This is a genomic window from Sphingopyxis sp. H053 (assembly GCF_001468225.1).
Lineage (GTDB): Bacteria > Pseudomonadota > Alphaproteobacteria > Sphingomonadales > Sphingomonadaceae > Sphingopyxis.
In genome coordinates this window covers 39,573-66,003 of the sequence record NZ_LNRU01000006.1, presented here as the reverse complement: position 1 = coordinate 66,003, position 26,431 = coordinate 39,573, and the positions used below count along the sequence as shown (strand labels likewise).

Sequence of the window (26,431 nt, the reverse complement as noted above, 5' to 3'; positions counted from 1 at the left end):
TGTTTCCTTAGGTATAGGAGAGGCCAGCCCTTTGAAGGGGCATGGCGGCAAGCGCTGCGCGCTAGCAGCACCGCCGGGCGATGTCAATCAAAGCGCTGCCCTTGCGGGCTTTGCAGACACCGGCCTATGAGCGGTTGATGACCGAAGCCTGCGCACCCGTCGACTTGTCCGAACGACTGACGGCGGACGTGGCTGGTCACCGGCTCGAGCTGATCTTCGACGGCGGCGAGCGGCTGACCCGGCTGCTCGACCTGATCAACGGCGCGGCGCACAGCATCGACATCATCATGTATATTTTCGAGGGCGACGCCGCGGGCGTGCGCATCGTCGACGCCTTGCTGGTCGCAGCCAAACGCGGCGTGCGCGTGCGCGCGGTTATCGACAGCTTCGGGTCGGGGGACACGCCCGACGGCCTGTTCGCGCCGCTTCGCGAAGCCGGCGGCAGCGTTACCTTTTTCTCGCGCCGCTGGCGCTCGACCTATTTGATCCGCAACCACCAGAAACTGGTCCTGATCGACGATCATGTCGCGGTAACCGGCGGCTTCAACATCGCCGACGATTATCTGAGCCCCCCGCGCAGCGATTGCTGGTTCGACATCGGGATGATCGTCAAGGGGCCGAGTATCGCACGCGCGGCGCTATGGTTCGACGAAATCCATGATTACACCGTCAACAACGACGGCAAACTGCTGATGTTGCGGCGACTGATCCGCGAATGGCCGATCGACAATGGCGCGATATCCTGGCTGGTCGGCGGCCCCACCCAGCGGCTGTCGCCCTGGGCCCGCGCGGTGCGCGCTGACCTCGAAAACGCGCGCCAACTCGACATGGCGATGGCCTATTTTTCCCCGGGCCAGGGCATGCTCCGCCGCCTCGGACGCGTCGCGCAGCGTGGGCGGGCGCGCTTCGTGATGGCAGGCAAATCGGACAATGCAGCAACGATCGGCGCATCGCGCCTGCTCTACGGCTATTTGCTGCGCAAATCCGCCGATGTGTGTGAATATCAGCCGTGCAAACTGCACATGAAGCTGATCATCATCGATGATGTCGTCTATATCGGTTCGGCCAATTTCGACGTGCGCAGCCTGTTCGTGAACGTCGAGGTAATGGTGCGGATCGCCGACGCGGGCTTTGCCCGACAGATGCGCGGTTTCGTCGCGGAAATGCGGTCCGATTGCGAAGTCATCACACCGAATTCGCACAAGGCGCGCGCCGGTTGGCTGACGCGCATCCGCTGGACGCTCGCCTGGTTCGTGGTCGGCATCGTCGATTATACGGTGTCGCGAAAATTGAACTTCGGGCTCGGCGATCCCGACCCGGAAGTTTAGTCCTTCCAGCCCCAGAACAGGAAGCAGGGCGGGACATTGACCCATTCGAACGCATTGTCGATGCGATTGAAGTGGACGGCCAGGAAATCGCGCGCGCGAGCGCGGAACTGATAGACAAGGAACGCGCCGCCGGGGCGAAGCACGCGGTGCGTCGCGGCGGCAATCGCCGGGCCGACGCCGGCGGGAAGCGTCGAAAAAGGCAAGCCCGAAAGGACATAGTCGGCGTGCTCGAAACCATGCGCGCGTACGATCTCTTCGACATCAGAGGCCGAGCCGTGGACCGCGATGAAGCGGCTGTCGCGGATGTCCTTACGCAGATAGTCGATGAAATCCTCGTTGGTGTCGATCGCGATCAGCGTCGCATCGCCGGCCATATGTTCGAGTATGGGGCGGCAAAATGTGCCGACGCCCGGGCCATATTCGACGAAGAGCTTCGTGTTCTTCCAGTCGACGGGCTTCAGCATGTGGCGGATCAGCGTCGGCGACGACGGCACGATCGATCCCACCATGACCGGATGCTTGATGAAGCCGCGGACGAACATGCCCCACGGTCCGAAAAAGCGTTTTACGCCCTCGCGAACCCGGCGGGTCAGCGGGGCTTTTGTTTCTTGGGCCTGCGCCCGCGGATTGGTCATGTTGGCTTTCGCGTTGTTGCGGTTACCAAAGGCGTGGCAAAATCGGCGCGTTGGCGCAAGGAAAGAGTCTGTCTTGACTCTAGACAGCGGGGCGCCCGCGTGTAGGGAGAAGCGGCGTTACCGACCAAAGCCAAGGAGGGGGCGAACATGGCGACGACATCGCATTCCATCCCCTCCGACCGTATGGCGGTGCTCTTTGCGGTGATGCTAGTCGCCGCCGCGGGTAACACCGCGATGCAATCCATCCTGCCCTCCATCGGTGCCAAATTGCGCATCCCCGACGTCTGGGTCAGCCTGGCGTTCAGCTGGTCGGCGCTGCTCTGGGTGCTCACCGCGCCGCATTGGGCGCGCCAGTCGGACAAGCGCGGCCGCAAGGCATTGATGGCGCTCGGCGTCATCGGCTTCCTGTCGTCGATGGCCTTGTGCGGGCTGACTCTCTGGGCCGGACTTCAGGGCTATCTCGCCGCGGGGGTCACCTTCATCGTCTTCGCGGTGTTTCGCAGCCTCTACGGCGGCTTCGGCTCGGCGTCGCCCCCCGCGGTGCAGGCTTATGTCGCCGCGCGCACCGATCCCGAGCAGCGGACGCAGGCGCTTTCGCTCGTTTCCTCGTCCTTCGGGCTCGGTACCGTCATCGGCCCGGCAATCGCTCCCTTCTTCATCCTGCCGATCGTTGGCCTCGCCGGGCCCTTGCTCGTCTTTGCGCTGATCGGCCTCGGCGTGCTCGTCATGCTGCGCTGGCGCCTGCCCGACGACATGCCCCGCTATGCCGCGCGCGGCGCGATCGTTTCCTATCCCACCACGGGTGGCTCACCGCAGACCGCCGCCGAAGAAGCCGAGGACCAGATCATCGATCAGGCCGTCGATACCCCTCCCCTTCGCTGGACCGATACGCGCGTGCGGCCGTGGTTGCTCGCCGGCTTGTTCGGCGGGCAGGCGCAAGCGATGGTGCTCGGCGTGATCGGCTTCCTGATCCTCGACCGCCTGCACTTGCGCCTGCGTCCCGACGAGGGCGCCGCGATGACGGGGATCGTATTGATGGCGGGAGCCTTCGCAACGCTGCTGTCGCAATGGGGGTTGATCCCGCTGCTCAAGATGTCGCCGCGTACCGCGGTGCTTTGCGGCGCCAGTCTCGGCGGGCTCGGCACGGTGATGACCGGCCTGTCTTATGACTTCCACGGCATCATCATCGGCTTCGCCCTCGCCTCGCTCGGCTTCGGCCTCTTCCGCCCCGGCTTTACCGCCGGCGCATCGCTATCGGTGCCGCGCCGCGATCAGGGCAGCGTTGCGGGGATGACCGCGTCGATCAACGGGTCGGCCTATATCGTATCGCCCGCGGTCGGCGTGCTTCTCTATAACTGGCACCCGATGGCCGCTTACGGTCTGATGGCGAGCTTTTGCGGCTGGCTGGTCCTGTGGGGCTGGTCGGCGCTGAAACCGAACCAGCCCAAGGAACAACCGCTTTAGTCGGCCGTATCGTCGTGCTTGCGCTCGCGCACGGGCTTGAGCATGCCGGGCGCGAAGAAGCCGATCGGATCGACGCTCATCGCGGCCTGCTTGATCTCGCCCTGGATCTTTTCATAATCCTTTTCCATCGCTTCGGTCACCGACGCCCGGGTGTCCTTCAGCGCGGCTTCGAAATCCTCCATCGTGACCGTGTCGCTGTCGAGTGAGCGCTTGAGCGCGGCAAGCCCCGCACGCCGCGTCAGATCTTCGAGGTCTGCACCGGTGAAGCGATCCGACTTTTCGGCGAGCACCGCGAGGTCGACATCCTTCGCGAGCGGCATCTTGCTCGTCTGGATTTCGAGGATACGCCGGCGCCCTTCCTTGTCGGGCACCGCGACGTAAATCAGTTCATCGAGCCGGCCCGGACGAAGCAACGCCGGGTCGATCAGGTTCGGACGGTTGGTGGCGCCGATGACGACCACCGACTGCATCTCCTCGATCCCGTCCATCTCGGCGAGGATCGTGTTGACGACGCGTTCGGTCACCTGTGGTTCGCCCGACGCGCCGCTGCCGCGTGCTGGCACCAGACTGTCGAGTTCGTCGATGAAGATAATCGTCGGCGCAACCGCGCGTGCGCGGGCGAACAGACGCGCGATCTGCTGCTCGCTCTCGCCATACCATTTCGAAAGCAAATCCGACGATTTGATCGAGATGAAGTTCGCGTCGGATTCGCGTGCCGCCGCCTTCGCCAACAGGGTCTTGCCGGTTCCGGGGGGCCCATAAAGCAGGAAGCCCTTCGCCGGACGAATGCCGAGCCGACGAAAGGCCGCAGGGTTCTTCAGCGGCAGTTCGATCCCCTCGATCAGCTTGTCGCGCGCGGCGTCGAGCCCGCCGATGTCGCTCCACCGCGTCTTCGGCGCCTGCACCATCACTTCGCGCATCGCCGACGGCTGGACGCGTTTCAGCGCGTTGTTGAAGTCCTCGCGCGTGACGCGCAATTCCGCGAGCACCTCGGGGGGGATCGTGCCTTCCTCAAGGTTGAGCTTGGGCATGATCCGCCGCACCGCCTCGATCGCGGCTTCGCGCGTCAGCGCCGCCATGTCGGCGCCGACGAAGCCGAAGGTCGTGCGCGCAAGTTCGGCAAGGTCGACATTCTCGGCGAGCGGCATGCCGCGCGTATGGATGCCTAGGATCTCGCGCCGGCCGCTTTCATCGGGAACGCCGATCACGATCTCGCGGTCGAAACGGCCCGGACGCCGCAGCGCCTCGTCGATTGCGTCGGGGCGATTGGTCGCCGCGATGACGACAAGGTTCGTTCGCGGCTCCAGCCCGTCCATCAACGTCAGCAATTGCGCGACGAGGCGCTTCTCGGCTTCGCCCTGCACCTGCCCGCGCTTCGGTGCGATCGAATCGATCTCGTCGATGAACAGGATCGACGGTGCAGCCTTCGCGGCCGCCTCGAACACGTCGCGCAGCCGCTTTTCGGACTCGCCATAGGCGCTGCCCATGATCTCGGGCCCGTTGATCAGGAAAAATTGCGCGTCGCTTTCATTGGCGACCGCGCGCGCCAGCCGCGTCTTGCCTGTTCCCGGCGGCCCATGCAGCAGCACCCCGCGCGGCGGATCGACGCCGAGGCGCTGGAATAGTTCGGGATAGCGCAGCGGCAGTTCGACCATTTCGCGAAGCTGGTCGATCGTATCGCCAAGCCCGCCGAGATCGTCGTAAGTGACGTCGGTGCGGCGCGCGTCGTGCGGCTCCTGATATTCGGGAAGCAGTTCGATTTCGGTATTCTCGTCAATGAAGACGATTCCCTTGGGGGTCGCCGATACGACGAGCAGGCGTACTTCGGCGAGCGCATAGGCGGGCGCATTGAGCATCTGGCGAAGCTGCGGCGGCATGTCGCCCGACTCCAGCCGCTGCTGCCCTGCGGTCGCAACCGTATCGCCTGCGACCACCGGCCGGCCGAAGAAGCTGCGCTTCAAGGCATTGGCCGAGCCCTGCAGGCGAAGATTCTCCTGCGCCGGAGCGAATATGACGCGCGTCGCGGGGCGCGGTTCCACGCGGCTCAGCACAACCATATCGCCCGCGCCCGCGCCCGCATTGGCGCGCAGCAGGCCGTCGAGCCGGATGACTTCCAGCCCTTCATCCTCGGCATAGGGAAGCACGACGCGCGAGGCTGTCTCGCGTTTGCCGCTGATCTGGACGATATCGCCTTCGGTGACGCCAAGTTCGGCCATCGCGGAGCGCGGAATACGGGCGATTCCTCCCCCGCTTTCTTCGGCGCGTGCATTCGCCACCTGCAGTTTGACCTGTTTTTCTTTTACCGCTGCGTCGGCCAAGGCGTGTCTCCCGCAAAATAGTCAGAATGCCGAAGATAGGATGGTCGTTCCCGATTTGCGACCCCCGGCACCACAGCCATTTATGACGCACTGCACAAAATTCTGGCATGTCCGGCAAGGTCATGTCATCATCGGCACCCGATATGCCACGCCTTCCCCCCATCAGCAGCATGGAGGCCTTTCTCGAGGTCGCCCGCCACGGCACGGTCAAGGCGGCCGCAATCGAACTCGGCCTGTCGATGCCCGCTTTGTCGCGCCGCATCCAGACATTGGAGCATACCGTCGGCCGCCCGCTGTTCAACCGCCACCACCACGGACTCAGCCTGACCGAAGCGGGCCGGGCGCTGCACGAACAATTGTCGCCGATTCTCGACGAATTGCGTAACGTGATCGAACAGGTCGGCAGCCCCGACGCCTCGCTGCGTCTGCACCTCAACGTCCTGCCGCTTTTCGCGCAGCAGCGCCTGTTCCCCCGGCTTCCCGAGCTTCGGCGCCAGCACCCTGAACTGCATATCGACATCGACACCATGTCGCATGCCGAAGCCCGGCTGGGCGACGGCATCGACGCCGCGATCGCGCTCGCACGCTCGATCGACCCCGTGCTCTATGCCGCGCGGCTCGACCAGGACAAGGTGTTCCCGATTGCCTCGCGGACATTGACCGACGGCGATCGCGCGATCGCCGTGCCCGAACAGATGCAACGGATGACCGTCCTGCTCCATCGCGAGATGCCGGAGACCTTCGCCGAGTGGAAAAAGGCGATCGGCATGCCCTATCTGGAGCCGGCAGGGATCGATTATTTCGATTCGGGGCCGCTGATGCTCGAAGCCGCAGCGCAGGGCATCGGCGTCGCCTTCATGCATGGCCATCATTTCGACGATGCGCACGACCCGCGCCTCGTCCGCCTCTTCGATTTCGACGTCGATAGCCCGTACAGCTATTGGTTCGTGTGCCGCCCCCGCGCGCTGCGCCAGCCGGCGGTCAAGCTGTTCCACGACTGGTTGCTCGCCGCGAAGATATAGCATCATGAATACGATGCGGACAGGCACGACGGACCCGTCGACGACGGGAATTGCACTCGCCACATAAGTGCGCGACAAGGCTGCGACCCTCTAAGCTTCATCAAGCTCGGGAAGGCTGCAAAATGGATCTGGTGAATTTCGCACGTCGTTCGCGGTTCATCCGTTCGGTCTTTTCGCTCCCGTTATATGGGCGGAACAGGTGGATGGGATATCGGCAGGCGCCCGCCAAAGCCGTTCTCGATCGCGTCGAGGGTCTCGTCGCATCGGATGTCCGGGTGAGAGTCGAAGAGTTTGACGGCGAATTCATACTGGGGCCGCGCTCGCATATCCTTCGGCGTCTTCTTTCCCAGGGCTTTTACGAACCCCAATTGGTGCAGCTTTTCCTGTCCCATCTGACGCCCGATCGTGATGTTGTCGATGTTGGCGCGAACGTCGGCTTTTTTTCGGTTCTGGCGGCGAAGCGGCTGACGACGGGGCGCGTCCTCGCCGCAGAGCCCACAACGGCCGCATTTTCGCGCCTCTCGCAAAATGTCACGATCAACGATGTCGAGACGAAGGTCATATTGTACAACGGCCTGGTGTCGAACGAGGCGAGTTTGGCGACGCTGGACATCGTTCCGGGCCGCGAAGAATATTCGTCCATGGGAGGAATCGTGCACCCGTCGGTAGCTGGCCAGGCCGTGCAGACCGAAACGGTTCAGGCCAGGCCCCTCGACAGCCTCGTCGCCGAGAATGGGCTGCGGCCTGCCGTCATAAAGGTGGACGTCGAAGGCGCGGAAGGCATGGTCTTCGAGGGCGCGCAACAGACTTTGCGCGATTATCGGCCTGTGGTCCTTTCCGAATTCAGCCGCCCGTTGCTCGCAAGGAACGGATCGTCACCCGAAGCGATTATCGCGCTCTTCGATCGCTGCGGCTACGATGTCCACAATCCCTTCGATCGATCCGCGAGCGCCGGCGCGATCGATTTCGACGAGATCATCGCAATTCCCCGTCCGGCCTGAAAACCCTGACCTGATCGGCTAGCGCGCCTGCTCTGCGGGCTCGGGACGTCCGATTCCGGAACGCGCGACAGGATTATCCGGTCTTCGCCGATTGCGGATATTCAGCATGGTTTGCGCGGTAAAACTGCGACGACCTTGCGCGTCGTTTTCAGCGCGCCGGCTGCTGTGCGAACTTCCGAGTTCTTCAGGAAAATGGTGCTGCTGGACAGGATTGAACTGTCGACCTCGTCATTACCAATGACGCGCTCTACCACTGAGCTACAGCAGCAACCGGGATGCCGGCAAACGGATGTTCGCTGGGCAGGCGCGGCCTATGACGGGGCGCCTTGCGCCTGTCAAGGTGCGAGGCTTGACGATATGGCGATTTCGCGGGCATGGCTCATAGCGTGAGCAAGACGCCCTCCCCCTCCGATATCGAACGCGAACGCCGCCTCGCCGAGGCGCTGCGCGCCAATCTGCGCAAGCGCAAGGCGCAGGCGCGCGATAGCAAGGCCGAAACACCGCCTAAAGACTGACGGTCACCGTCACGTCGTCGCCCTCGGCGATCCCCTCGGCCTTTCGCACCATCGCCTTGACCGGCAGCAACCAGCCGCCACTTTCCTTGTGCGGAAAGACCGACGTCTTCCAACGCGTGCCGCCGATATTCGCCTCGACACGCGCAGATCCGAATCCCTTTCGCCCGTCGAGCCACTGGCCGGTCATCGCCGCCATGCGAATCCCATCGGCGGCCTCACCGGCGATCGTGACGAAGAACCACGCGGCGGGCGCGGTCGCCGATTTCCAGCGCCAGAGCGGCGTCGTGACGGTGAAATCCTCCAAGGAATTACTTCGCGGCGACCGGGCGTACCGGCACCGGGATATTGCAGATATCGGCGCCGCCCGCCGGCGTGATGAAGAAGGGATCGCGCCGGTTCTGCCGCGCATCGGCATAGCGCGCAAAGCTGTCGCTTTCGGTGGACAGATATTCGAAGCGGGGCTGATCTGCGGCGGGCAGTTCGGTCGCAACGCGAATCGACGTGATCGCGACGCGTTCGGCCGCATCCTCGTAAAAGCCGAGCGCGCCCGTCCCACGCGGCAGACTCGACAGATGCTCGATCCCGCTGACAACCCGGCCGACGACGGCGATATTGCGGTCGAGATGGCGTGGTGCATGGCCAATTACCGTGTAGAGTTCGGCGCCGCTGCCGGTGTCAGGCGACATGTTGCGACCGACGCCGACCGCGCCATAGCAGTGGACGGGCCAAACACCTGTCGTGTCTGCAGCCAAAACCCATCCGTTAACGGCACCCGCAAATTGAGCGTAATTATCTGTGAATTTCCCGTCCGACTTTGGCATTGAGGCCGCCCTAATCGCCTGCTCTGCAGCGTCTTCCGCAGTTGTCACCTTATCCGATTCTTTTGCCAATCGACCGCTAATATATGAATAGCCTCGGCCACTTGAAACATATTGTCGTTCCGACACCACCGCCAATCCCTTCGGCAGCGCCTTCTTCTCGGTCGCATCGCCCCATTGCGCGACATAATTGTCCTGCACGCGGTTGACGCTCGTTCCGTCCCACCAGTGCGCGGCGGCGAGCTTGCGGATATTGCCGATCCATCCCTGACTGAACGGCGCTGGCATCAGCTGGATGACAACGCGGCGCGGATTGCCCTTCGCATCGGGCGCGAGGTCCATTACCAGCAGGTCCGACGGTGCAATGGCGACCCAGTCGCTCGCCGGCGCCGCAGCGGCAATCTCTCCCGGCGAGGGGATTGGTGCGGGCTCCGCGCCATATGCGGGAAGGATGAGCGACGCGGCAGCAACGGCCGACAGGAGCAGATGTTTCATAGCCGATGTCTGCCATGCCCAATCGGCTTGCGAAAGCCCCGCCAAGCGATTAGGGCGCCCGTTCCAGAGCATGCGGAGCGGTGGCCGAGTGGTCGAAGGCGCTCGCCTGGAAAGTGAGTATACGTCAAAAGCGTATCGAGGGTTCGAATCCCTCCCGCTCCGCCACCCGAACAATATTCCAGTCAAATCGGCACGATCCTCGGTGGAGCCTCCGCTTTTCGCGTGGTCAACAGAGCCAGGCAGCCGTTGATCCAATTGTGGTTGAAAATATCAAAATCCGGGCAAGATATGTTAGCTTGGATGCTCGAAACACGATCCCCCTAGCGGTTTCGAACGCCACGCCGTAAAGGCGCCGCCATGCGGATCGCGATCATCGACACCAGCACGACGCGCGCGGCGATCATCTCCGATGGTTTGCGCGAGGCGGGGCTCGACGATCTGGTGCTGATCGATCCGGCGGGCGCGCTGGTCGCGCAAATCGAAGCGGCGAAGCCCGAAGTCATATTGGTCAATCTGGAAAATCCCAGCCGCGATCTGCTCGAGGATTTCTTTGCCATGTCGCGCGCGCTCGCCCGGCCGATCGCGATGTTTGTCGACCAGAGCGATACCGAGGCGACCGGCGCCGCGATCGACGCGGGGGTGTCGGCCTATGTCGTCGACGGCCTGTCGAAGCAGCGGATCAAACCCGTCATCGACCTTGCGGTGCGCCGTTTTCAAGCCTTTTCGCGGCTCCAGCGCGAGCTCGACGAAGCCAAAAATGCCTTGGCCGAACGCACGGTGATTGATCGCGCCAAGGCCATACTGATGAAACGCCGCGCAATCGACGAGCCCGCCGCCTACGCGCTGCTGCGCGGCCAGGCGATGCGCACCAACCGCCGGATCGCCGAGATCGCCGAGGCGATCGTCACAAGCGACGCGCTCCTGGGAGACATGGAATGAGCGCCGAAACATTCCGCATCGGATTCCTGCCGCTGGTCGATGCCGCGCTGCCGATCCTCGCGCATGAGCTGGGCTTTGCGGCGCGCGAAGGGATCAGCATCGAACTGGTCCGCGACATGACATGGGCGACGGTGCGCGACCGGCTGCTCTATGGCCACACCGACGCGGCGCACATGATCGCGCCGCTCGCGATCGCGACCGCGCTCGGTCGCGACCGGCCGGCGGTGCCGATGGCGGTGCCCTTCGTGCTCGGTCTCAACGGCAATGCCGTGACCTTTTCGACCCGGCTCGCGAAAGATGTCGGGCTCGGCGATACACTCGGCGACCCCGCGGCGATCGGCGTAGCGCTCGAACGCGTCGCCGCCGCGCGGAAGGTGGCGGGCAAACCGCTACGCTTTGGCGTGGTGCACCGCTACTCCAGCCATAATTACATGCTGCGCTACTGGCTCGCCGGGGTGGGCATCCGCCCCGACGCCGACGTCGAAATCGTCGTGACCAGCCCGCCCTTCGCCGCCGATGCACTCGCCGCGGGCGAGGTCGACGGCATATGCGTCGGCGAGCCGTGGAACTCGATCGCGGTCGAGCGCGGCGTCGGACATATCGCGCTCGCCACCGCGCAAATCTGGCGCCGCGGCGTCGAAAAGGTTCTCGCGATGCGCGAGGCCGTCATCGACGAGCGGCGCGATGCCGTCGAGGCGCTGCTGCGCGCGCTCCACGCCGCCGCCGCGCATTTCGTCGCACCCGGCACCGCCGAAGAAAGCGCCGACTTATTGGCGCGGGCCGAATATCTGGGCGCCTCGCGCGATGCGGTGCTGCGCGCGATCACCGACCGCATCCGCCTCGTCCCCGGCGGCGAGCCGATCCACTATCCCGACTTCATGTTCCAGTATCGCGAAGCCGCGAATTTCCCATGGCGCAGCCAGGCCGCATGGCTTTATTCGCAGATGCTTCGGTGGGACCGGGCCGACTATTCGGCCGCCGATGCCACGACAGCCGCCGCGGTGTTCCGTCCGGACGTTTATCGCGCCGCACTGGCGGGGTCGGGCGCGCCCCTTCCCGGCGCCAGTTCAAAGCTCGAAGGCGGGATCGGCGAGCCCCTCGGCGCCGGATCGACACAGGGCCGCCTTGTGCTCGGCAGCGACCGCTTTTTCGACGGGCGCGCCTTCGATCCCGACGACATTCAAGGCTATCTTGCTGATTCTAATTAGCTTTATTTCTGCATTCGAATTTATGCTGCACCTGCGAAATAACCGGTTGCGCGCCATCTGCGAATCAGGCAGTTTAAACGCACTCGGCGACGCTGCCGGGGCAGGATAAAGCGGCTACGGCTCCAACGACGGGGCCGGTCCGCGCGGCAGGCAGGGAGCCTTTTCCCTGCACTCCAACAGGCAATGAAGCCGTCAGGATGCGCCCGCGTGGCCGCCGTCCTGGCGGCTTTTTTATTGCCCGTCGCACAAGGGGACGGACGATGACGGACATGACAAGCGGCGCCGGCGCCGGGGCAAAATCGAACTTCTGGGCCAGCGGCCACTGGCCGACACTGGTCGCGGCCTTTCTCTATTTCGACCTCGCCTTCATGGTGTGGGTCATCCTCGGGCCGCTCGCCCCCGCGATTTCCGAAGACCTCGGGCTCACCCCGGCGCAAAAAGGGCTGATGGTCGCGGTGCCGACACTGGCGGGCGCGTTGCTCCGCGTCGTCAACGGCCTGCTCGTCGACCGCATCGGGCCGAAGCGGTCGGGCGCGATCAGCCAGCTCATCGTCATCGCCGGGCTGTTCTCCGCATGGGCGATGGGGGTTTCAAGTTTTGCCGGCACGCTCGCGCTGGGCATCGTCCTCGGCTTCGCGGGCGCGAGTTTCGCCATCGCATTGCCCCTCGCCAGCCGCTGGTATCCGCCCGAGCATCAGGGCAAAGCGATGGGCCTCGCCGGCATGGGCAATTCGGGCGTTGTGCTTGCGGCGCTTTTCGCACCCGGGCTCGCTAAGCTGTTCGGCTGGAACGCCGTGCTCGGCCTTGCGTGCATCCCGCTGACCATCGTCTTCTTCGTCTACCTCGCGATGGCGAAGGACGCGCCGAACGCGCCCGCACCCAAGAAGCTGATCGATTATTTCGAACCGCTCAAGACCGCCGACGCCTGGTGGCTGATGGCCTTTTACGCGGTCACGTTCGGCGGCTTCGTCGGGCTCGCGGCGTCCTTGCCGATCTATTTCACCGACCAGTTCCACCTGACTCCGGTGATGGCGGGTTATTGCACCGCGGGCTGCGTCTTTGCCGGCTCGCTCGTGCGGCCGATGGGCGGCGCGCTCGCCGACCGGATCGGCGGGGTCAAGGCGCTGATGATGGTGTTCGTCGTCGCGGCGCTGGCGATTGCCGGGGTGCCGCAGGCCGACACGCTGCCAGCCGCGCTCGGCCTGTTCGTGATCGCGATGCTCGCGCTCGGCACCGGGAATGGCTCGGTCTTCCAGCTCGTGCCGCAGCGCTTTTCGGCCGAAATCGGCGTAATGACCGGGCTTGTCGGCATGGCGGGCGGGGTCGGCGGTTTCTACCTCGCCTCCTCGCTCGGCTTCGCCAAGCAATGGGCGGGCACCTTCGCCCCCGGTTTCTATATCTTCGCCGGACTCGCGGTGGTCGCGCTGGTCGCGCTGCTCTTCGTCAAGGGCCAGTGGCGCCGGACGTGGGGCGCGGCCGAAGGCGTGCGGATCTGATCGATGACCCGCACCCTCATCTTCCTGGCCGCGCTCGCGCCCGCCGGGGTCGCGCAGGCACAGGATATCGTCCTGAAGCCGATAGGCGAAGCGCGCCTGCGCTATGAGCAGGTCGATCAGGACAGCCTGCCCGCCAATGCCGAGGCCCTGACGCTGCGCCTCCGCGCCGGGGTCGAGGCCAAGGCGGGCGGCTGGTCGGCGCTGGTCGAGGGACAAGGCAACCTCGCGATCGTCGACGACTATTTCGACGGTCTCCACGGCGCCGCGACGCACCCGCTGATCGCCGATCCCGACAATATAGCCCTCGCCCGCGCGCAAATCCGCTATGCGTCGCCCGTCTTCGCGCTCACCGCGGGGCGCCAGCGGCTCGGCTTCGACGACGAGCGTTTCGTCGGCAGCGTCGGCTTTCGCCAGAACGGCCAGAGCTTCGACGCGGTGCGGGCCGAGATCACGCCGCTAAAGGGCGTGAAGGCCGACCTCGCCTATGCGTGGAGCGTGCGGACGGTCTGGGGCATCGACGGCACCGGGCCGCGGCAACAGGCGGTGTCGGGCGACAATGTCTTCGGCAACCTCAGCACCCAGACCCCGATCGGCAAACTCTCGACCTTTGCCTATCTCATCGATCAGGACGAGGCGGCAATGCAGGGTTTTCGCCTGTCGAGCCAGAGCTATGGCGTGCGCCTCGACGGAACCCAGCCGCTCGGCAAGGCGAAGCTCGCATATCAGCTCAGCTACGCACGCCAGTCGGACTGGCACCACAATCCCAACAATTATGCGGCGGTCTATTATCTCGCCGACGTCGCGGTCGATCTTGGAGGCCCCCGGGTCGGCGTCGGGTATGAAATACTCGGCGCCGACGACGGCACGGCACTTACCAGCTTCCAGACTCCGCTCGCGACGGGTTTCAAATTCCAGGGCTGGGCCGACAGATTCCTCACCACCCCGCCTGACGGGGTGCGCGACCTTTATGCGAACGCAGGGTGGAGCTGGAAGGCGGTCGGTCCGCTCAAGGCCGTCACGCTGCAAGCCGCGTACCACGACTATCGAAGCGACCGCGCGAGCCGCTCCTATGGCGACGAGATCAACCTGCTCGCGAGCGCGAAGCTCGGCAAGGTCACCGCCGCGGCGCGCTACGCTCGTTACGACGCCAACACTTTCGCCACCGATACCGACAAATTCTGGCTGCAACTGGACTGGACGATTTAATGGAACACCGCCCCATCAAGACCGACGCCGACACGCGCGACCATCTGGTCGTCATCGGCAACGGCATGGCCGGATGCCGCGCGGTCGAGGAATTGCTCGCGCGCGATCCGGCGCGCTACCGCGTGACGATCTTCGGCGCCGAGCCGCGCGTCAACTACAACCGCATCATGCTGTCCCCCGTGCTCGCGGGCGAGAAGAGCTTCGACGACATCGTCATCAACGACGCCGAATGGTATGCGGCGAACGGCATTGCGCTGGTCGCTGGCGATCCGGTCGCGCAGATCGACCGCGCCGCGAAGACGGTAACGACGCGCGGCGGCTCGACCGAAAGCTATGACCGGCTGCTGATCGCGACCGGCTCCGATCCCTTCATCATCCCGGTGCCGGGCAAGGACCTGCCCGGGGTGATCGCGTTTCGCGACATGGACGATGTCGACACAATGCTCGCGGCCGCGGATGCGGGCGGCGATGCGGTCGTCATCGGCGGCGGGCTGCTCGGGCTCGAAGCCGCGCACGGGCTTTCGCTCCGCGGGATGAAGGTCACCGTCATCCACCTGATGCCGACCTTGATGGAACGCCAGCTCGACGAGGCGGCTGGCTGGCTGCTCAAGCAGGCATTGGAAGGCCGCGGCCAGACGATCCTGACCGGCGCCGACACCGCCGCAATCGTCGGCGACGCCAAGGTCGAGGGGGTGAAACTCAAGGACGGGACGCTGATCCCCGCCAGCCTCGTCGTGATGGCAGTCGGCATCCGTCCCTCGGTCGCGCTTGCCCGCGACGCCGGACTCGCGGTCGGGCGCGGCATCCAGGTTGACGACCATATGGTCACCAGCGACCCCGCGGTGCTCGCGGTGGGCGAATGCGTCGAGCATGACGGGCAGGTCTACGGCCTCGTCGCGCCGCTGTGGGACATGTGCCGCAGCCTCGCCGACGGGCTCGTCGAAAAGCCGACGGGCTATCGCGGCTCGGTCACCTCGACCAAGCTCAAGGTCTCCGGCATCGACGTCTTTTCGGCGGGCGATTTTTCGGGCGGCGACGGGTGCGAGGACATCGTGCTGCGCGATGCAAGCCGCGGCGTCTACAAGCGCGTGATTGTCAGGGACGACCGGATCGTCGGCGCGGTGCTCTATGGCGACACCGCCGACGGTAGCTGGTATTTCGACCTGCTCAAGAAACAGGAGGATGTCTCCGAGCTTCGCGACCTGCTGATCTTCGGCCAGTCCTTCGCCTCAGGAGGGGGCGCGGCGGACCCTAAGGCGGCCGTTGCAGCGCTCTCGGATGATGCCGAGATCTGCGGCTGCAACGGCGTCACCAAGGGCCAGGTCGTGTCGTGCATCGCCAAGGGGGCGCACAGCCTCGACGCGGTCCGCGGCACCTGCAAGGCGTCGGCGAGCTGCGGCAGCTGCACCGGCCTGGTCGAGAATCTCCTCGCGCTGACGCTCGGCGACGATGTCCAGGCGGGGCCCAAGACTATGTGTAAATGCACGAGCTTCGGCCATGACGACGTCCGGCGTGAGATCGTCGCGCAGGCCATGCGCTCGATCCCCGAAGTGATGCAGAAGCTGCACTGGACGACCCCCGACGGCTGTTCGTCGTGCCGCCCGGCGCTCAACTATTATCTGCTCTGTGCGCTTCCCGGCGACTATGTCGACGACCAGCAGAGCCGCTTCGTCAACGAGCGGATGCACGCCAACATCCAGAAGGACGGCACCTATTCGGTCGTGCCGCGCATGTGGGGCGGGCTCACCAACCCGACCGAGTTGCGCGCGATCGCCGATGTCGTCGAGAAGTTCAATGCGCCGATGGTCAAGGTCACCGGCGGCCAGCGGCTCGACATCTTCGGAATCAAGAAGGAGGATCTGCCCGCGGTCTGGGCCGACCTCAATGCCGCCGGCATGGTCTCGGGCCACGCTTACGGCAAGTCGCTCCGCACGGTGAAGACGTGCGTCGGGTCCGAATGGTGCCGCTTCGGCACGCAGGATTCGACCGGCCTCGGCGTCAAGATCGAGCGGATGAGCTGGGGCAGCTGGATGCCGCACAAGTTCAAGATCGCGGTGTCGGGCTGCCCGCGCAATTGCGCCGAGGCGACGATCAAGGATTTCGGCATCGTCTGCGTCGACAGCGGTTACGAGCTGCACGTCGGCGGCAACGGCGGCATCCATGTCCGTGCCACCGACCTGCTTTGCAAGGTCGCGACCGAGCAGGAGGCGATGGATTATTGCGCCGCCTTCATCCAGCTCTACCGCGAGGAGGCGCGCTACCTCGAACGTACCGCGCCGTGGATCGAACGCGTCGGGGTCGATTATGTGAAGGCGCGGATCGCCGACGACCCCGCGGGCCGCGAGGCACTGCGCGCGCGCTTCCTTTATGCCCAGAGCTTTTCGCAGGACGACCCGTGGGCACAGCGCGCCGAGGGTGCCGAACGCGAACATCATGCGCCGATGGCGCGCTTCACCCCGCAGGAGGAACTCGCATGACGACCGCAGAATGGCTCGACATCGGCTGGGTCGACCAGATTCCCGTGCGCGGCAGCCGCACGGTGCAGGTCGAAGGCGGCGATGATATCGCCGTCTTCCGCACCGCCGAAGGCAAGGTCTTCGCGCTGCGCGACCGCTGCCCGCACAAGCATGGGCGGCTGAGCCAGGGCATCGTCCACGGGCGCGCGGTCGCCTGCCCGCTCCACAATTGGCGGATCAGCCTGTCGACCGGCGAGGCGCTGGGCGAAGACAAGGGCTGCACGCCAACCGTTCCGGTCAAGATCGACGCAGGACGGGTGCTCATCTGCCGCGCCAGCACCCTGAAGGCCGCGGCCTGATGAGCGAAGCGGTCCGCACCACCTGCGCCTATTGCGGCGTCGGCTGCGGCATCCGCGCGACGGTGACGGGCGAGCGGACGGTAACAATCGAAGGCGATCCCGACCACGCCGCCAACCGTGGGCGCCTTTGCTCGAAGGGCACGCATCTTGGCGAAACCGTCGGGCTCGAAGGTCGTCTGCTCGCGCCCATGATCGGCAAGAAGCGCGCGAGCTGGGACAAGGCGCTCGACCTCGTCGCGAAGCGGTTCAAGGAAACGATCGCGCGCCACGGCCCGAACAGCGTCGCCTTTTACGTCTCGGGGCAACTCCTCACCGAGGATTATTATGTCGCGAACAAGCTGATGAAGGGCTTCATCGGCACCGCGAACATCGACACCAATTCGCGGCTCTGCATGTCGAGCGCGGTCGCGGGCCACACCCGCGCGTTCGGCGAGGACATCGTCCCGGCGACCTACAACGATCTCGACGCCGCCGACCTGATCGTCCTCGTCGGCAGCAACACCGCCTGGTGCCACCCGATCGTCTATCAGCGCATCCGCGCACGCTGCGAAGCGGGCGCAAAGCTCGTCGTGATCGACCCGCGCCGGACCGAGACCGCCGAGGAAGCCGACCTGCACCTTCCGCTTCGCCCGGGGAGCGATGTCGCGCTGATGAACGGCCTGCTGCAATATTGCCGCGAGGCGAGCGTGATCGACGAAGGGTATCTTGCCGCGCATGTCGCGGTGCCCGAAAATTTCTGGGACGAGCTTGGAGAGGGGAATGACCTGTGGTCGGTGGCGCGCGCGTGCGACGTGCCCGTCGCCGACCTCAGGCGTTTCTATGAGCTGTTCGCCGCAACGCCGCGCACGGTGACGATGTTCAGCCAGGGGATCAACCAGTCGACGTCGGGCACCGACCAGGTGAACGCGATAACCAACCTCCATCTCGCGACCGGACGCATCGGCAAGCCCGGCGCCGCGCCCTTCTCGATCACCGGCCAGCCGAATGCGATGGGCGGGCGCGAGGTCGGCGGGCTCGCCTCGACGCTTGCCGCGCACATGGATTTCGCGCCCGAAAACCGCGACCGCGTCCAGCGCTTCTGGGCCGCGCCGGCGATGGCGGAGAAGCCCGGACTGAAGGCCGTCGACCTGTTCCGCGCGGTCGGCGAGGGCCGCATCAAGGCGTTGTGGGTGATGGCGACCAACCCCGCCGTGTCGATGCCCGACGCGAACCGCGTGCGCGAAGCCCTCGCCGCCTGCCCCTTCGTCGTCGTCAGCGACGTGATCGAACAGACCGACACCGGCGCCTTTGCGCATGTCCGCCTTCCCGCCGCCGCGTGGGGCGAGAAAGATGGCACCGTCACCAACAGCGACCGCACGATCAGCCGCCAGCGCGCGCTGTTTCCTTTGCCCGGCGAAGCGATGCCCGATTGGTGGATCATCAAGGAAGTCGCGCGGCGGATGGGCTGGAAGACCGCCTTCAGCTATGACCGTCCGGCCGACATCTGGCGCGAGCATTGTCGCCTGTCGACCTATGACAATGACGGCGCGCGCCTCTTCGCGCTCCCCGGCGCCGCGCAGGGCGGCAATGCCGCCTATGACGACATGATGCCATTTCGCTGGGGCGGCGATCAGACCTTTGCCGACGGCCGCTTTTCGACCGCAGACGGACGCGCGCGGCTTGTGCCGGTGGCGCAAAAGCCCCTGCCCGAACCGCTTGCGAAATGGCCGTTGACGCTCAACACCGGCCGCTATCGCGATCAGTGGCATACGATGACACGCACCGGCCTCGCGCCAAAGCTTGCGCGTCATCGCGAGGAGCCGCTGGTCGAGGTGCATCCCGATGACGCCGCGCGGCTCGGGCTTGCCGACGGCGGGCTCGCGCGCGTCGAAACCCCGCAGGGCGAGAGCGTGTATCGCATCGTCGTTTCGGATGGCCAGCGGCGCGGCGAGCTGTTCGTCCCGATCCACTGGACCGACCGCACCTCGAGCGGCGGTCGCACCGGGCTCCTCCCGCGCCCGCTCGTCGACCCCGTGTCGGGGCAACCGGGCTTCAAAAGAACCCCCGCCGCGATCGCGCCGGTCGCGACGAAATGGCGCGGTTTCCTGTTGCTCTCAAACGAACTCGACGAACGGCCCGCCTGCCTGTGGGCGACCCGCGTCGCGGTGCCGGCGGGGGTGCTCTGGGAACTCGCCGGCAACGGCGACCTCAAGCGCATCGAAGCGCTGCTCCCGCGCGGCGAACGGATCGAAGCGCAGGACAGCGCGCGCGGAACACGCCGCGTCGCGGTCGTCACTGGGGGGCGTCTCGCCGGCGCGCTCTTCGTGACCGAAAGCGGCGAGCTTCCCCCTCGCGACTGGCTGATCGCGCAGCTTTCGGCCCCTGACGTCGCGCCGACGCTGCTCGCCGGTCGGGCGCCGGGGGTCCAGGCCGACCGCGGTCCAATCATCTGCGTCTGCTTCGATATCGGATTGAAGACGATCGCCTCGGCCATCCGCGACCAGCAGCTCGCCGACGTCGCCGCAATCGGCGGCGCGATCGGCGCGGGAACCAACTGCGGATCGTGCCGCCCGGCGCTCGCCCGCATATTGGCAGAGGAGACGAGCGATGCAGCCTGACGATTTTCCGCCCGGCACGGTCTGGCTCGTGGGTGCCGGCCCCGGCGACCCCGACCTTTTGACGCGCAAGGCGATCCGCCTCATCGAACGCGCCGACATCATATTCCACGACGCCCTCGTCGGCCCTGCCGTTCTCGACCTCATCCCGGCGGGCGTCGAACACGTCAGCGTCGGCAAGCGTTCGGGGCGCCATTCGAAGGAGCAGCAAGAGATCGACGCTCTGCTGGTGGCCGCCGCCGCGGCGAACAAGCGCGTCGTTCGCCTGAAAGGTGGCGACCCTTCGCTATTCGGCCGTTCGACCGAGGAAATCGCCGCCTTGCACGCGGCCGGCTATCCCGTTTCCGTCTGCCCCGGCATTACCGCGGCGAGCGCCACCGCGGCGTCGGCGAAAATATCGCTCTCGCTCCGCGGCGTCGCGCGCGATGTCCGTTTTGTCACCGCACACAGCCGCCGCGGCGCGGCGCTCGACATCGACTGGAACTCGCTCGCCCGCTGCGGATCGACCCTTGCCTTCTACATGGGGCGCGACGCGGCGCCCGAGATCGCCCGCGGCCTCATCGGCGCGGGCATGCCGGGCGATATGCCCGTGATGATCGCTTGCAACGTCAGCCGCGCCGACGAGCAGCGGCTCACGACGCGCCTCGACCTGCTCGGCCTTGCAACGCGCGCGCTGGCGAACGACGCCCCGACGCTCATCCTGGTCGGGGCCGCGGTTGCGCTCGCCATGCCGGCAAAAGCTCGTGCGACGGCTGCCGACAGCGCGCTTTAGCATCGATTGAGCGGCTTCGCGCTCGCAACCGGGGGCGTTCGATCGTCCCGTCCGATACCGCGCGACTACCAGAATCGCTTGGTATCGACGAAATCCTCATACGCATCGGCGGCCGTTTCGATGAGCCGTCCCTTCTTGCCATGTGCCATCAATTCGGCCGCGCCGGGGCTTTCCGCGATGCCAAGCCTTGTCAGCAGCTCGGGGGCGGCCGCAAGATCGTTGAGCGCGCCGAGTTGGTCCTGCAGCGCTTCGAGTGCCTTGACGAAGCGTTTGTGCCGGCGTTTCTCGCCCTTGCGCTCGAACAGGCCGGCAAAGAATTCCGCTGCGTAACGTAGCTTCTTCGCGCTCTTGCGCACCTCGTGCCGCGCATCGTCATCGAGACTGGCCAGATTACGCCCCTTGCGCTTCACCTTTCGCCGATAGCGGTCGAGCGCCCGGGCGGCGAAGTCCCGCGCCGGTCGATTGCCTTCGCGTTCACCGTCCGCCGTCCCCGACCAATCCGACGCCGCAATCCACGCCGTCACCTCGAGCATGAGCCGGCGCGCCCGCGCGGAGGAGAGAATTTCGCACACATCGTCATAAGCGGCCTCGCGCATCGTCGCGATCCGGTCGTGCAGCGGTCCGCCCTCGGCACGCTTCAGGAGCACGTCGAGATCGCGCACCTTGCCCAGTTCCGACGCCAGCCAGCGCAATTCCGTGCGCAAATCGATGCCCGCGTCCCCGATCATCGGCTTGAAGATCGCGAAGGCCGATCGAAGGCGGCGCAGCGCGACACGCGCCTGATGCAAGGCTTCGGCGTTCCGGTTCGCGAGCAAAAGCGCCTCGTTGAGCCGGAACTGCCGGATGCACGATTGCATGATCTGCCCAAGCGCCTGTGCCGCGGTTGTGTCGCCGGCGAGTATCACCGTTTCGGCCGTGACCCGCGCCGGGGCCGCTCCGGTGAGCCGATAGCCGCGCTCCGACTTGCTGAGGACGCCAAGGCGTATCGGCACGACCGCGTCGATCCGGCGCGCGAAAGCAAACAGCGCGGCAGGATCGCCGGACTTCAGCTCAAGCTCGATCTCACACACCGGCGACCGGCGCTCGCCGAGCACGACGTCGCCGCGGTCGAGCACCAGTTCGATCGTTGCGCCGCTCTCGTCGATGGTCCAGCTCTGGCGGTCGATCTCCACCTCGAAAGCTGGCGCGATGGCATCGATCTTGTCGCCGAGCAGCGAGGGAAGCGGCGTGGCAAAATCGAGGACCGGTGTGTCATTTTCCGCCGCGCGCTCCCATTCGGATCGGATGAAGAGACCGGCAGCACTGCCGCCGTCCGCCTTGATCGTCTGGACACGCTTCTTGCCCGAACGGCGGATACGAAGCGAAAAGCCCGCGTTCGCAACGTCATGATCGGGCGTGTCGAAATAGGTCGATATCTGCCGCATTTTTTTGGGGGCGCCCGCCAACAAACCCGATGCCTCGAATTTTCCGGCGTCTTCGCTCACAATTTCGAGTTTCAGCTCGACCTCGTCCGCCATCTGCATATTCTCCGGAAAGATCGGTTCGATCGTCACCTTCGCGTGCGCAACGGACGCCGCATATCGGACCTATCCTGAAAATTTGACGATCCGGCGATAAGCAGCCTGTTTATCGCAATATGCGGCCAGCTGAAAGATCGGGCGCGGCCGCTCGCCTGAAGCCCGTTTGTCGTGCATGAATATGGGGAAACCCGCTCATCCGACAGCATCGGACCATGGCAGGAAGGAAATGGCGCACCCGGAACGATTCGAACGTCCGACCCTCAGATTCGTAGTCTGATGCTCTATCCAGCTGAGCTACGGGTGCGTGGAGAGGCGCCTTTAAGACCCGTCGCGCGGGGGCGCAACCCCCTATTTCAGCTTTGTGACCGTTCCGCACGACGATTGGCGGCGGATCGCGTCGAGCCCGCCGATTTCCGCGGGCTCTTTCAGCAAAAGACGGATCAGCGCGATGCCATGATCATGGTTCGTGCGCACGACTTCGGTGCCTTTGGGCACGGCCTGTCCTGCGCGCGCGACGATGATTCGAAACGGCTTGCCGCCCGCCTCGACATCGTTGCGCACGAAAATGACGTCGGTCGCGGCGTCAAAGATGCTGAGCGATGTATAGCGGCCCGGAACCGGCGCGACGTCGATCGCGATCGGGCCGCCCGAAAGGTCATAGGGACAGCTCGAATAAGCGAGGTCGGGGCTGGGCCGCACGACCGGCTGGCGCTCGGGCGTCGCGAGGTTGCCATAGGACATGGTGTTGACGCCGCCCTGCCCCAGCCGATCGATCGCGACATTCATCAGGCCATAGGGAATCGCCCAGATCGCCGCATAGGCGGTGGCCACCGCGACGATCAGGCCTAGGGCGAGCGGGCCGAGCCAGCTGCGCATCTCAGCAGCCCTCCTTCACGATTTGCGGGAGCACGGCTTTGGCGGGGTCGGCGCGGAACGCCTTGCCGGGGTTGTACATGCGCAGGGTCAGGTGAAAGGGCTGGCCCTTGGTTCCGGGCAACCAAGCCCCTTCCGCGGGCTTTGTCGGGGCGATGGTGACGCGCCATTCGCCCTTGGCATCGAGCGCGACATTGGCGCCGTTCACCGACCAGATGTTTGCCGGGTTCGCAACGAGATAGCCCGCCTCGTCATAGATGGTGACGCTCCACCAGCGCGCGTCGAGCGGCGTGCCCGACAGGCTGTAACGGCAATTGCCGTCGAGTGGCGCGCCCGCGGCGTCGGTCTTCGCCGACCAGTAGACGGTTTCCTTTGCGGGGAGCGCAAGCAGACCCGCGCGCGCCACCGCGGCGCGCGTGATCGGGTCCGTTGCCTTGGTGCCGTAACCGAGCGAGGTCGACCAGGGACCGTTCTCGATTCCGCCGTCGCGCAGCCCGCCGCCGGTTATGGCCCAGGCCGCGCCGAGCCCCACCGCCAATCCGCCCACCAAGGTGATCGTATAGCGGTGCCAGCCCTTCATGCGCGTTCCCCCTTCGCCGTCACCCCGGCGAAGGCCGGGGTATCGCCGTTGCATGATGACGCGAGGGTGAGATCCCGGCCTTCGCCGGGATGACGAAGTTAGGAATTACCCCCGCTTCAGCGCAGCCTGTGCGGCCGCGAGCCGGGCGATGGGGACACGGTAAGGCGAGGCGCTGACATAGTCGAGACCCGTCTTTTCGCAGAAATGGATGCTCGGCGCGTCGCCGCCATGCTCGCCGCAGATGCCGAGCTTGACGTCGGGGCGCGTCTTGCGGCCGCGATCGGCGGCGATCTCGATCAGCTGCCCGACGCCCTCGACATCGAGGCTGACAAACGGGTCGGTCAGGAAAATGCCCTTGTCGACATATTGCGTCAGGAAGCGGCCGGCGTCGTCGCGGCTGATGCCGATCGTCGTCTGCGTCAGGTCGTTGGTGCCGAAGCTGAAAAATTCAGCGGTTTCCGCGATCTCGCCCGCCATCAGCGCGGCGCGCGGCAGTTCGATCATCGTGCCGACGAGATAGGCGATCTCGCGGCCCTTTTCGGCAAACACCGCCTTGGCTTGCGCATCGACGACCGCTTTCATCAGGTCGAATTCGCGGCGCGTCGCGACCAGCGGGATCATCACTTCGGGGATCGGTGCCGCGCCAGTTTCGGCGGCGACGTCGCACGCCGCCTCGAAAATTGCACGTGCCTGCATTTCGTAGATTTCGGGATAGGTCACGCCGAGGCGGCACCCGCGATGACCGAGCATCGGGTTGAATTCGTGCAGTTCGTTCGCGCGCGCCTTCAGCGCTTCGATCCCGACACCCGCAGCCTCCGCAACATCTGCGAAATCCTCCTCGCGGGTCGGCAGGAATTCGTGGAGCGGCGGATCGAGCAGGCGGATGGTGACGGGAAGCCCCGCCATCACGCCGAAGATCGCGGCAAAGTCGCCGCGCTGTTCGGGCAGCAGCTTCGCAAGCGCGGCGCGGCGTCCGGCTTCGCTGTCGGCGAGGATCATCTCGCGCACCGCGGTGATGCGCGCGGCGTCGAAGAACATATGCTCGGTGCGGCAGAGCCCGATGCCCTCGGCGCCGAAATCCCGCGCGACCTGTGCATCCTGCGGCGTTTCGGCGTTGGCGCGCACCTTCATGCGGCGAACCTTGTCGGCCCAGACCATCAGCGTGCCGAAGTCGCCGACCAGTTCGGGAAGCAGGGTCGGAACCTCGCCCGCCATCACTTCGCCGGTCGAACCGTCGAGCGTCAGGATGTCGCCTTCGCGGAGCTCACGCCCGCCCACACGCAAGATGCGCGCCGCGCCGTCGATCGACAGCCCGCCGGCGCCCGAAACGCAGGGGCGCCCCATGCCGCGCGCCACCACCGCGGCGTGCGACGTCATGCCGCCGCGCGCGGTCAGGATGCCCTTCGCGGCGTGCATGCCGTGAATGTCTTCCGGCGAGGTTTCGACGCGGACGAGGATCACCGCTTCGCCCATTTCGGCCGCCTTTTCAGCGCCATCGGCGGTGAACATGATCTTGCCCGAAGCCGCGCCGGGGCTTGCGGGAAGTCCCTTGGTGAGCACATCGCGCGGCGCCTTCGGATCGAGCGTCGGGTGGAGCAACTGGTCGAGCGCGCCCGGATCGACGCGGCCGACGGCTTCCTCTTCGGTGATCAGCCCCTCGGCCGCCATGTCGACCGCGATCTTGAGCGCCGCCTTCGCGGTGCGCTTGCCCGAACGCGTTTGCAGCATCCAGAGCGTCCCGCGTTCGACGGTGAACTCGATGTCCTGCATGTCGCGATAATGCGTTTCAAGCGTATCGAAGACGCGGCCGAGCTCGGTGAAGGTCTCGGGCATCGCCTCTTCCATCGACGCCGGCTTGGCGCCCGCTTTCTCGCGCGCGATCTTCGTCAGATATTGCGGCGTGCGGATGCCCGCGACGACGTCCTCGCCCTGCGCGTTGATCAGCCATTCGCCGTACCAGGCGCGCTCGCCGGTCGCCGGGTCGCGCGTGAACGCCACACCCGTTGCCGACGTGTCGCCCATATTGCCGAACACCATCGCCTGGATGTTGACCGCGGTGCCCCATTCGGCGGGGATCGAGTTCAGGCGGCGATAGACTTTCGCGCGGTCGCTTTCCCAGCTCGCGAAGACGGCGCCAACCGCACCCCAAAGCTGGTCGTTCGGTTCCTGCGGGAAGGGCGCGCCGGTCTCGCGTTCGACGATCGCCTGATATTCCTTGACCAGCGCCTGCCAATCTTCAGCCGACATCTCGGTGTCGAGGTAGAGGCCCTTGTCTTCCTTGGCGATTTCGAGCGCTTCCTCGAACTCGGCATGGTCGAGGCCCATGACGACATCGGCGTACATCTGGACGAAGCGGCGATAGCTGTCCCACGCGAAACGCGGATCGCCCGACGCGTCGGACAGGCCGATGACGGTGCGGTCGTTGAGCCCGAGGTTGAGCACGGTGTCCATCATCCCCGGCATCGACACGCGCGCGCCCGAACGGACCGAGACGAGCAACGGATCGGCTGCGTCGCCGAACTTCTTGCCGGTGATCCCCTCGATATGCGCGATGCCCGCGGCGACCTCATCGATCAGGCCCGCGGGAAATTGCTCGCCATTGGCATAATAAGCGGTGCAGACGTCGGTGGTGATCGTAAAGCCCGGGGGCACCGGCAGGCCGATCGAGGCCATTTCGGCGAGGTTCGACCCCTTGCCGCCCAGCAATTCCTTCGAGCGCTCGGCCGTCGTGGCCGCGCCGCCGAACAAATGCACCATATTCGTCATCTTATGCTCCTGCTGCCCCGGGGAGGAGGTGGGCGGGGGAATAGGGTCGAACCGCAAACGGGTCGA

Annotated in this window: 21 protein-coding genes and 3 tRNA genes; 14 read left to right on the top strand and 10 right to left on the bottom strand. The window is 65.5% G+C overall.

The genetic code is table 11. From position 1 onward, the window contains the following. Nucleotides 1-137: 137 nt before the first annotated feature. Entirely contained in the window at nt 138-1,328 is a 1,191-nt protein-coding gene (locus ATE70_RS12770; RefSeq protein WP_058538591.1) for a phospholipase D-like domain-containing protein, read from the top strand. Here ATE70_RS12770 and ATE70_RS12765 read toward each other — a convergent pair. After that, nucleotides 1,325-1,963, bottom strand: coding sequence for a class I SAM-dependent methyltransferase (locus tag ATE70_RS12765; protein WP_137888726.1), 639 nt, complete (start codon nt 1,961-1,963; stop codon nt 1,325-1,327). The genes ATE70_RS12770 and ATE70_RS12765 overlap by 4 nt on opposite strands. A gap of 147 nt (nt 1,964-2,110) precedes the next feature. On the opposite strand from ATE70_RS12765, the gene ATE70_RS12760 reads away from it, so the two are divergent. After that, nucleotides 2,111-3,427 carry an MFS transporter gene (locus ATE70_RS12760; RefSeq protein ID WP_058538296.1) on the top strand — a complete coding sequence of 439 codons (1,317 nt, stop codon included), beginning with the start codon at nt 2,111-2,113 and terminating at the stop codon, nt 3,425-3,427. Here ATE70_RS12760 and ATE70_RS12755 read toward each other — a convergent pair. After that, nucleotides 3,424-5,745 (bottom strand): CDC48 family AAA ATPase, encoded by a 2,322-nt coding sequence (locus tag ATE70_RS12755; protein WP_231732686.1) that lies wholly within the window; start codon nt 5,743-5,745, stop codon nt 3,424-3,426. The genes ATE70_RS12760 and ATE70_RS12755 overlap by 4 nt on opposite strands. A 143-nt stretch (nt 5,746-5,888) precedes the next feature. Between ATE70_RS12755 and ATE70_RS12750 the strand changes: the two genes are divergently transcribed. Further along, nucleotides 5,889-6,767, top strand: a complete 879-nt coding sequence (locus ATE70_RS12750; RefSeq protein ID WP_058538588.1) for a LysR substrate-binding domain-containing protein — start codon at nt 5,889-5,891, stop codon at nt 6,765-6,767. Between the two features lie 122 nt (nt 6,768-6,889). Next, nucleotides 6,890-7,768 (top strand): FkbM family methyltransferase, encoded by an 879-nt coding sequence (locus tag ATE70_RS12745; protein WP_058540037.1) that lies wholly within the window; start codon nt 6,890-6,892, stop codon nt 7,766-7,768. A 193-nt stretch (nt 7,769-7,961) separates the two neighbouring features. Here ATE70_RS12745 and ATE70_RS12740 read toward each other — a convergent pair. Continuing rightward, a tRNA-Thr gene (locus tag ATE70_RS12740) sits at nt 7,962-8,036 on the bottom strand. A 106-nt stretch (nt 8,037-8,142) separates the two neighbouring features. On the opposite strand from ATE70_RS12740, the gene ATE70_RS25195 reads away from it, so the two are divergent. Then, nucleotides 8,143-8,283, top strand: a complete 141-nt coding sequence (locus tag ATE70_RS25195; protein ID WP_197411453.1) for a hypothetical protein — start codon at nt 8,143-8,145, stop codon at nt 8,281-8,283. Here ATE70_RS25195 and ATE70_RS12735 read toward each other — a convergent pair. Both ATE70_RS12735 and ATE70_RS12730 read right to left on the bottom strand, forming a co-directional pair. Further along, complete coding sequence (locus tag ATE70_RS12735; RefSeq protein WP_058538294.1) at nt 8,273-8,587, bottom strand: DUF1905 domain-containing protein; 315 nt, start codon at nt 8,585-8,587, stop codon at nt 8,273-8,275. The genes ATE70_RS25195 and ATE70_RS12735 overlap by 11 nt on opposite strands. A gap of 4 nt (nt 8,588-8,591) precedes the next feature. Then, nucleotides 8,592-9,596 (bottom strand): peptidylprolyl isomerase, encoded by a 1,005-nt coding sequence (locus ATE70_RS12730; protein WP_058538293.1) that lies wholly within the window; start codon nt 9,594-9,596, stop codon nt 8,592-8,594. 74 nt (nt 9,597-9,670) lie between these two features. Here ATE70_RS12730 and ATE70_RS12725 point away from each other — a divergent pair. The 9 genes from ATE70_RS12725 (at nt 9,671) to cobA (ending at nt 20,626) form a co-directional block, all read left to right on the top strand. Further along, nucleotides 9,671-9,761, top strand: a tRNA-Ser gene (locus ATE70_RS12725). 192 nt (nt 9,762-9,953) lie between these two features. Beyond that, nucleotides 9,954-10,535 carry an ANTAR domain-containing response regulator gene (locus tag ATE70_RS12720; RefSeq protein WP_058538292.1) on the top strand — a complete coding sequence of 194 codons (582 nt, stop codon included), beginning with the start codon at nt 9,954-9,956 and terminating at the stop codon, nt 10,533-10,535. Further along, nucleotides 10,532-11,743: a CmpA/NrtA family ABC transporter substrate-binding protein gene (locus ATE70_RS12715; protein WP_058538291.1), complete on the top strand. Its 1,212-nt coding sequence runs from the start codon at nt 10,532-10,534 to the stop codon at nt 11,741-11,743. Before ATE70_RS12720 ends, ATE70_RS12715 begins: the two co-directional genes overlap by 4 nt. A gap of 260 nt (nt 11,744-12,003) precedes the next feature. Beyond that, nucleotides 12,004-13,239: a nitrate/nitrite transporter gene (locus ATE70_RS12710; protein WP_058538290.1), complete on the top strand. Its 1,236-nt coding sequence runs from the start codon at nt 12,004-12,006 to the stop codon at nt 13,237-13,239. Between the two features lie 3 nt (nt 13,240-13,242). After that, complete coding sequence (locus ATE70_RS12705) at nt 13,243-14,445, top strand: alginate export family protein (RefSeq protein ID WP_058538289.1); 1,203 nt, start codon at nt 13,243-13,245, stop codon at nt 14,443-14,445. Beyond that, on the top strand, nt 14,445-16,922 hold the full coding sequence (gene nirB / locus ATE70_RS12700; protein WP_058538288.1) for a nitrite reductase large subunit NirB: 2,478 nt from the start codon (nt 14,445-14,447) through the stop codon (nt 16,920-16,922). Before ATE70_RS12705 ends, nirB begins: the two co-directional genes overlap by 1 nt. Further along, entirely contained in the window at nt 16,919-17,260 is a 342-nt protein-coding gene (gene nirD / locus ATE70_RS12695) for a nitrite reductase small subunit NirD (RefSeq protein WP_058538287.1), read from the top strand. Before nirB ends, nirD begins: the two co-directional genes overlap by 4 nt. Continuing rightward, on the top strand, nt 17,260-19,857 hold the full coding sequence (locus ATE70_RS12690; RefSeq protein ID WP_058538286.1) for a nitrate reductase: 2,598 nt from the start codon (nt 17,260-17,262) through the stop codon (nt 19,855-19,857). Before nirD ends, ATE70_RS12690 begins: the two co-directional genes overlap by 1 nt. Further along, nucleotides 19,847-20,626 (top strand): uroporphyrinogen-III C-methyltransferase, encoded by a 780-nt coding sequence (cobA, locus tag ATE70_RS12685; protein WP_058538285.1) that lies wholly within the window; start codon nt 19,847-19,849, stop codon nt 20,624-20,626. The genes ATE70_RS12690 and cobA overlap by 11 nt, the downstream gene beginning before the upstream one ends. A gap of 65 nt (nt 20,627-20,691) precedes the next feature. On the opposite strand, the gene ATE70_RS12680 is transcribed toward cobA, so the two are convergent. The 5 genes from ATE70_RS12680 to ppdK all read right to left on the bottom strand — a co-directional run bounded on the left by ATE70_RS12680 (nt 20,692) and on the right by ppdK (nt 26,365). Next, nucleotides 20,692-22,179: a CYTH and CHAD domain-containing protein gene (locus ATE70_RS12680; RefSeq protein WP_231732685.1), complete on the bottom strand. Its 1,488-nt coding sequence runs from the start codon at nt 22,177-22,179 to the stop codon at nt 20,692-20,694. A 194-nt stretch (nt 22,180-22,373) separates the two neighbouring features. Continuing rightward, a tRNA-Arg gene (locus ATE70_RS12675) sits at nt 22,374-22,450 on the bottom strand. A 44-nt stretch (nt 22,451-22,494) separates the two neighbouring features. Next, a complete protein-coding gene (locus tag ATE70_RS12670) occupies nt 22,495-23,022 on the bottom strand; it encodes a DUF1254 domain-containing protein (RefSeq protein ID WP_058538284.1) in 528 nt (175 codons plus the stop codon). A gap of 1 nt (nt 23,023) precedes the next feature. Then, nucleotides 23,024-23,599 (bottom strand): DUF1214 domain-containing protein, encoded by a 576-nt coding sequence (locus ATE70_RS12665; RefSeq protein ID WP_058538283.1) that lies wholly within the window; start codon nt 23,597-23,599, stop codon nt 23,024-23,026. A gap of 105 nt (nt 23,600-23,704) precedes the next feature. Continuing rightward, nucleotides 23,705-26,365 carry a pyruvate, phosphate dikinase gene (gene ppdK / locus ATE70_RS12660; protein WP_058538282.1) on the bottom strand — a complete coding sequence of 887 codons (2,661 nt, stop codon included), beginning with the start codon at nt 26,363-26,365 and terminating at the stop codon, nt 23,705-23,707. Between the last annotated feature and the right edge of the window lie 66 nt (nt 26,366-26,431).

Excerpts from the sequence above, each read along its gene's own strand:
- ATE70_RS12770 (WP_058538591.1), top strand. The coding sequence starts at position 138 with ATGACCGAAGCCTGCGCACCCGTCGACTTGTCCGAACGACTGACGGCG.
- ATE70_RS12765 (WP_137888726.1), bottom strand. The coding sequence starts at position 1,963 with ATGACCAATCCGCGGGCGCAGGCCCAAGAAACAAAAGCCCCGCTGACC.
- ATE70_RS12760 (WP_058538296.1), top strand. The coding sequence starts at position 2,111 with ATGGCGACGACATCGCATTCCATCCCCTCCGACCGTATGGCGGTGCTC.
- ATE70_RS12750 (WP_058538588.1), top strand. The coding sequence starts at position 5,889 with ATGCCACGCCTTCCCCCCATCAGCAGCATGGAGGCCTTTCTCGAGGTC.
- ATE70_RS12745 (WP_058540037.1), top strand. The coding sequence starts at position 6,890 with ATGGATCTGGTGAATTTCGCACGTCGTTCGCGGTTCATCCGTTCGGTC.
- ATE70_RS25195 (WP_197411453.1), top strand. The coding sequence starts at position 8,143 with ATGGCTCATAGCGTGAGCAAGACGCCCTCCCCCTCCGATATCGAACGC.
- ATE70_RS12730 (WP_058538293.1), bottom strand. The coding sequence starts at position 9,596 with ATGAAACATCTGCTCCTGTCGGCCGTTGCTGCCGCGTCGCTCATCCTT.
- ATE70_RS12720 (WP_058538292.1), top strand. The coding sequence starts at position 9,954 with ATGCGGATCGCGATCATCGACACCAGCACGACGCGCGCGGCGATCATC.
- ATE70_RS12715 (WP_058538291.1), top strand. The coding sequence starts at position 10,532 with ATGAGCGCCGAAACATTCCGCATCGGATTCCTGCCGCTGGTCGATGCC.
- ATE70_RS12710 (WP_058538290.1), top strand. The coding sequence starts at position 12,004 with ATGACGGACATGACAAGCGGCGCCGGCGCCGGGGCAAAATCGAACTTC.
- ATE70_RS12705 (WP_058538289.1), top strand. The coding sequence starts at position 13,243 with ATGACCCGCACCCTCATCTTCCTGGCCGCGCTCGCGCCCGCCGGGGTC.
- nirB (WP_058538288.1), top strand. The coding sequence starts at position 14,445 with ATGGAACACCGCCCCATCAAGACCGACGCCGACACGCGCGACCATCTG.
- nirD (WP_058538287.1), top strand. The coding sequence starts at position 16,919 with ATGACGACCGCAGAATGGCTCGACATCGGCTGGGTCGACCAGATTCCC.
- ATE70_RS12690 (WP_058538286.1), top strand. The coding sequence starts at position 17,260 with ATGAGCGAAGCGGTCCGCACCACCTGCGCCTATTGCGGCGTCGGCTGC.
- cobA (WP_058538285.1), top strand. The coding sequence starts at position 19,847 with ATGCAGCCTGACGATTTTCCGCCCGGCACGGTCTGGCTCGTGGGTGCC.
- ATE70_RS12670 (WP_058538284.1), bottom strand. The coding sequence starts at position 23,022 with ATGCGCAGCTGGCTCGGCCCGCTCGCCCTAGGCCTGATCGTCGCGGTG.
- ATE70_RS12665 (WP_058538283.1), bottom strand. The coding sequence starts at position 23,599 with ATGAAGGGCTGGCACCGCTATACGATCACCTTGGTGGGCGGATTGGCG.
- ppdK (WP_058538282.1), bottom strand. The coding sequence starts at position 26,365 with ATGACGAATATGGTGCATTTGTTCGGCGGCGCGGCCACGACGGCCGAG.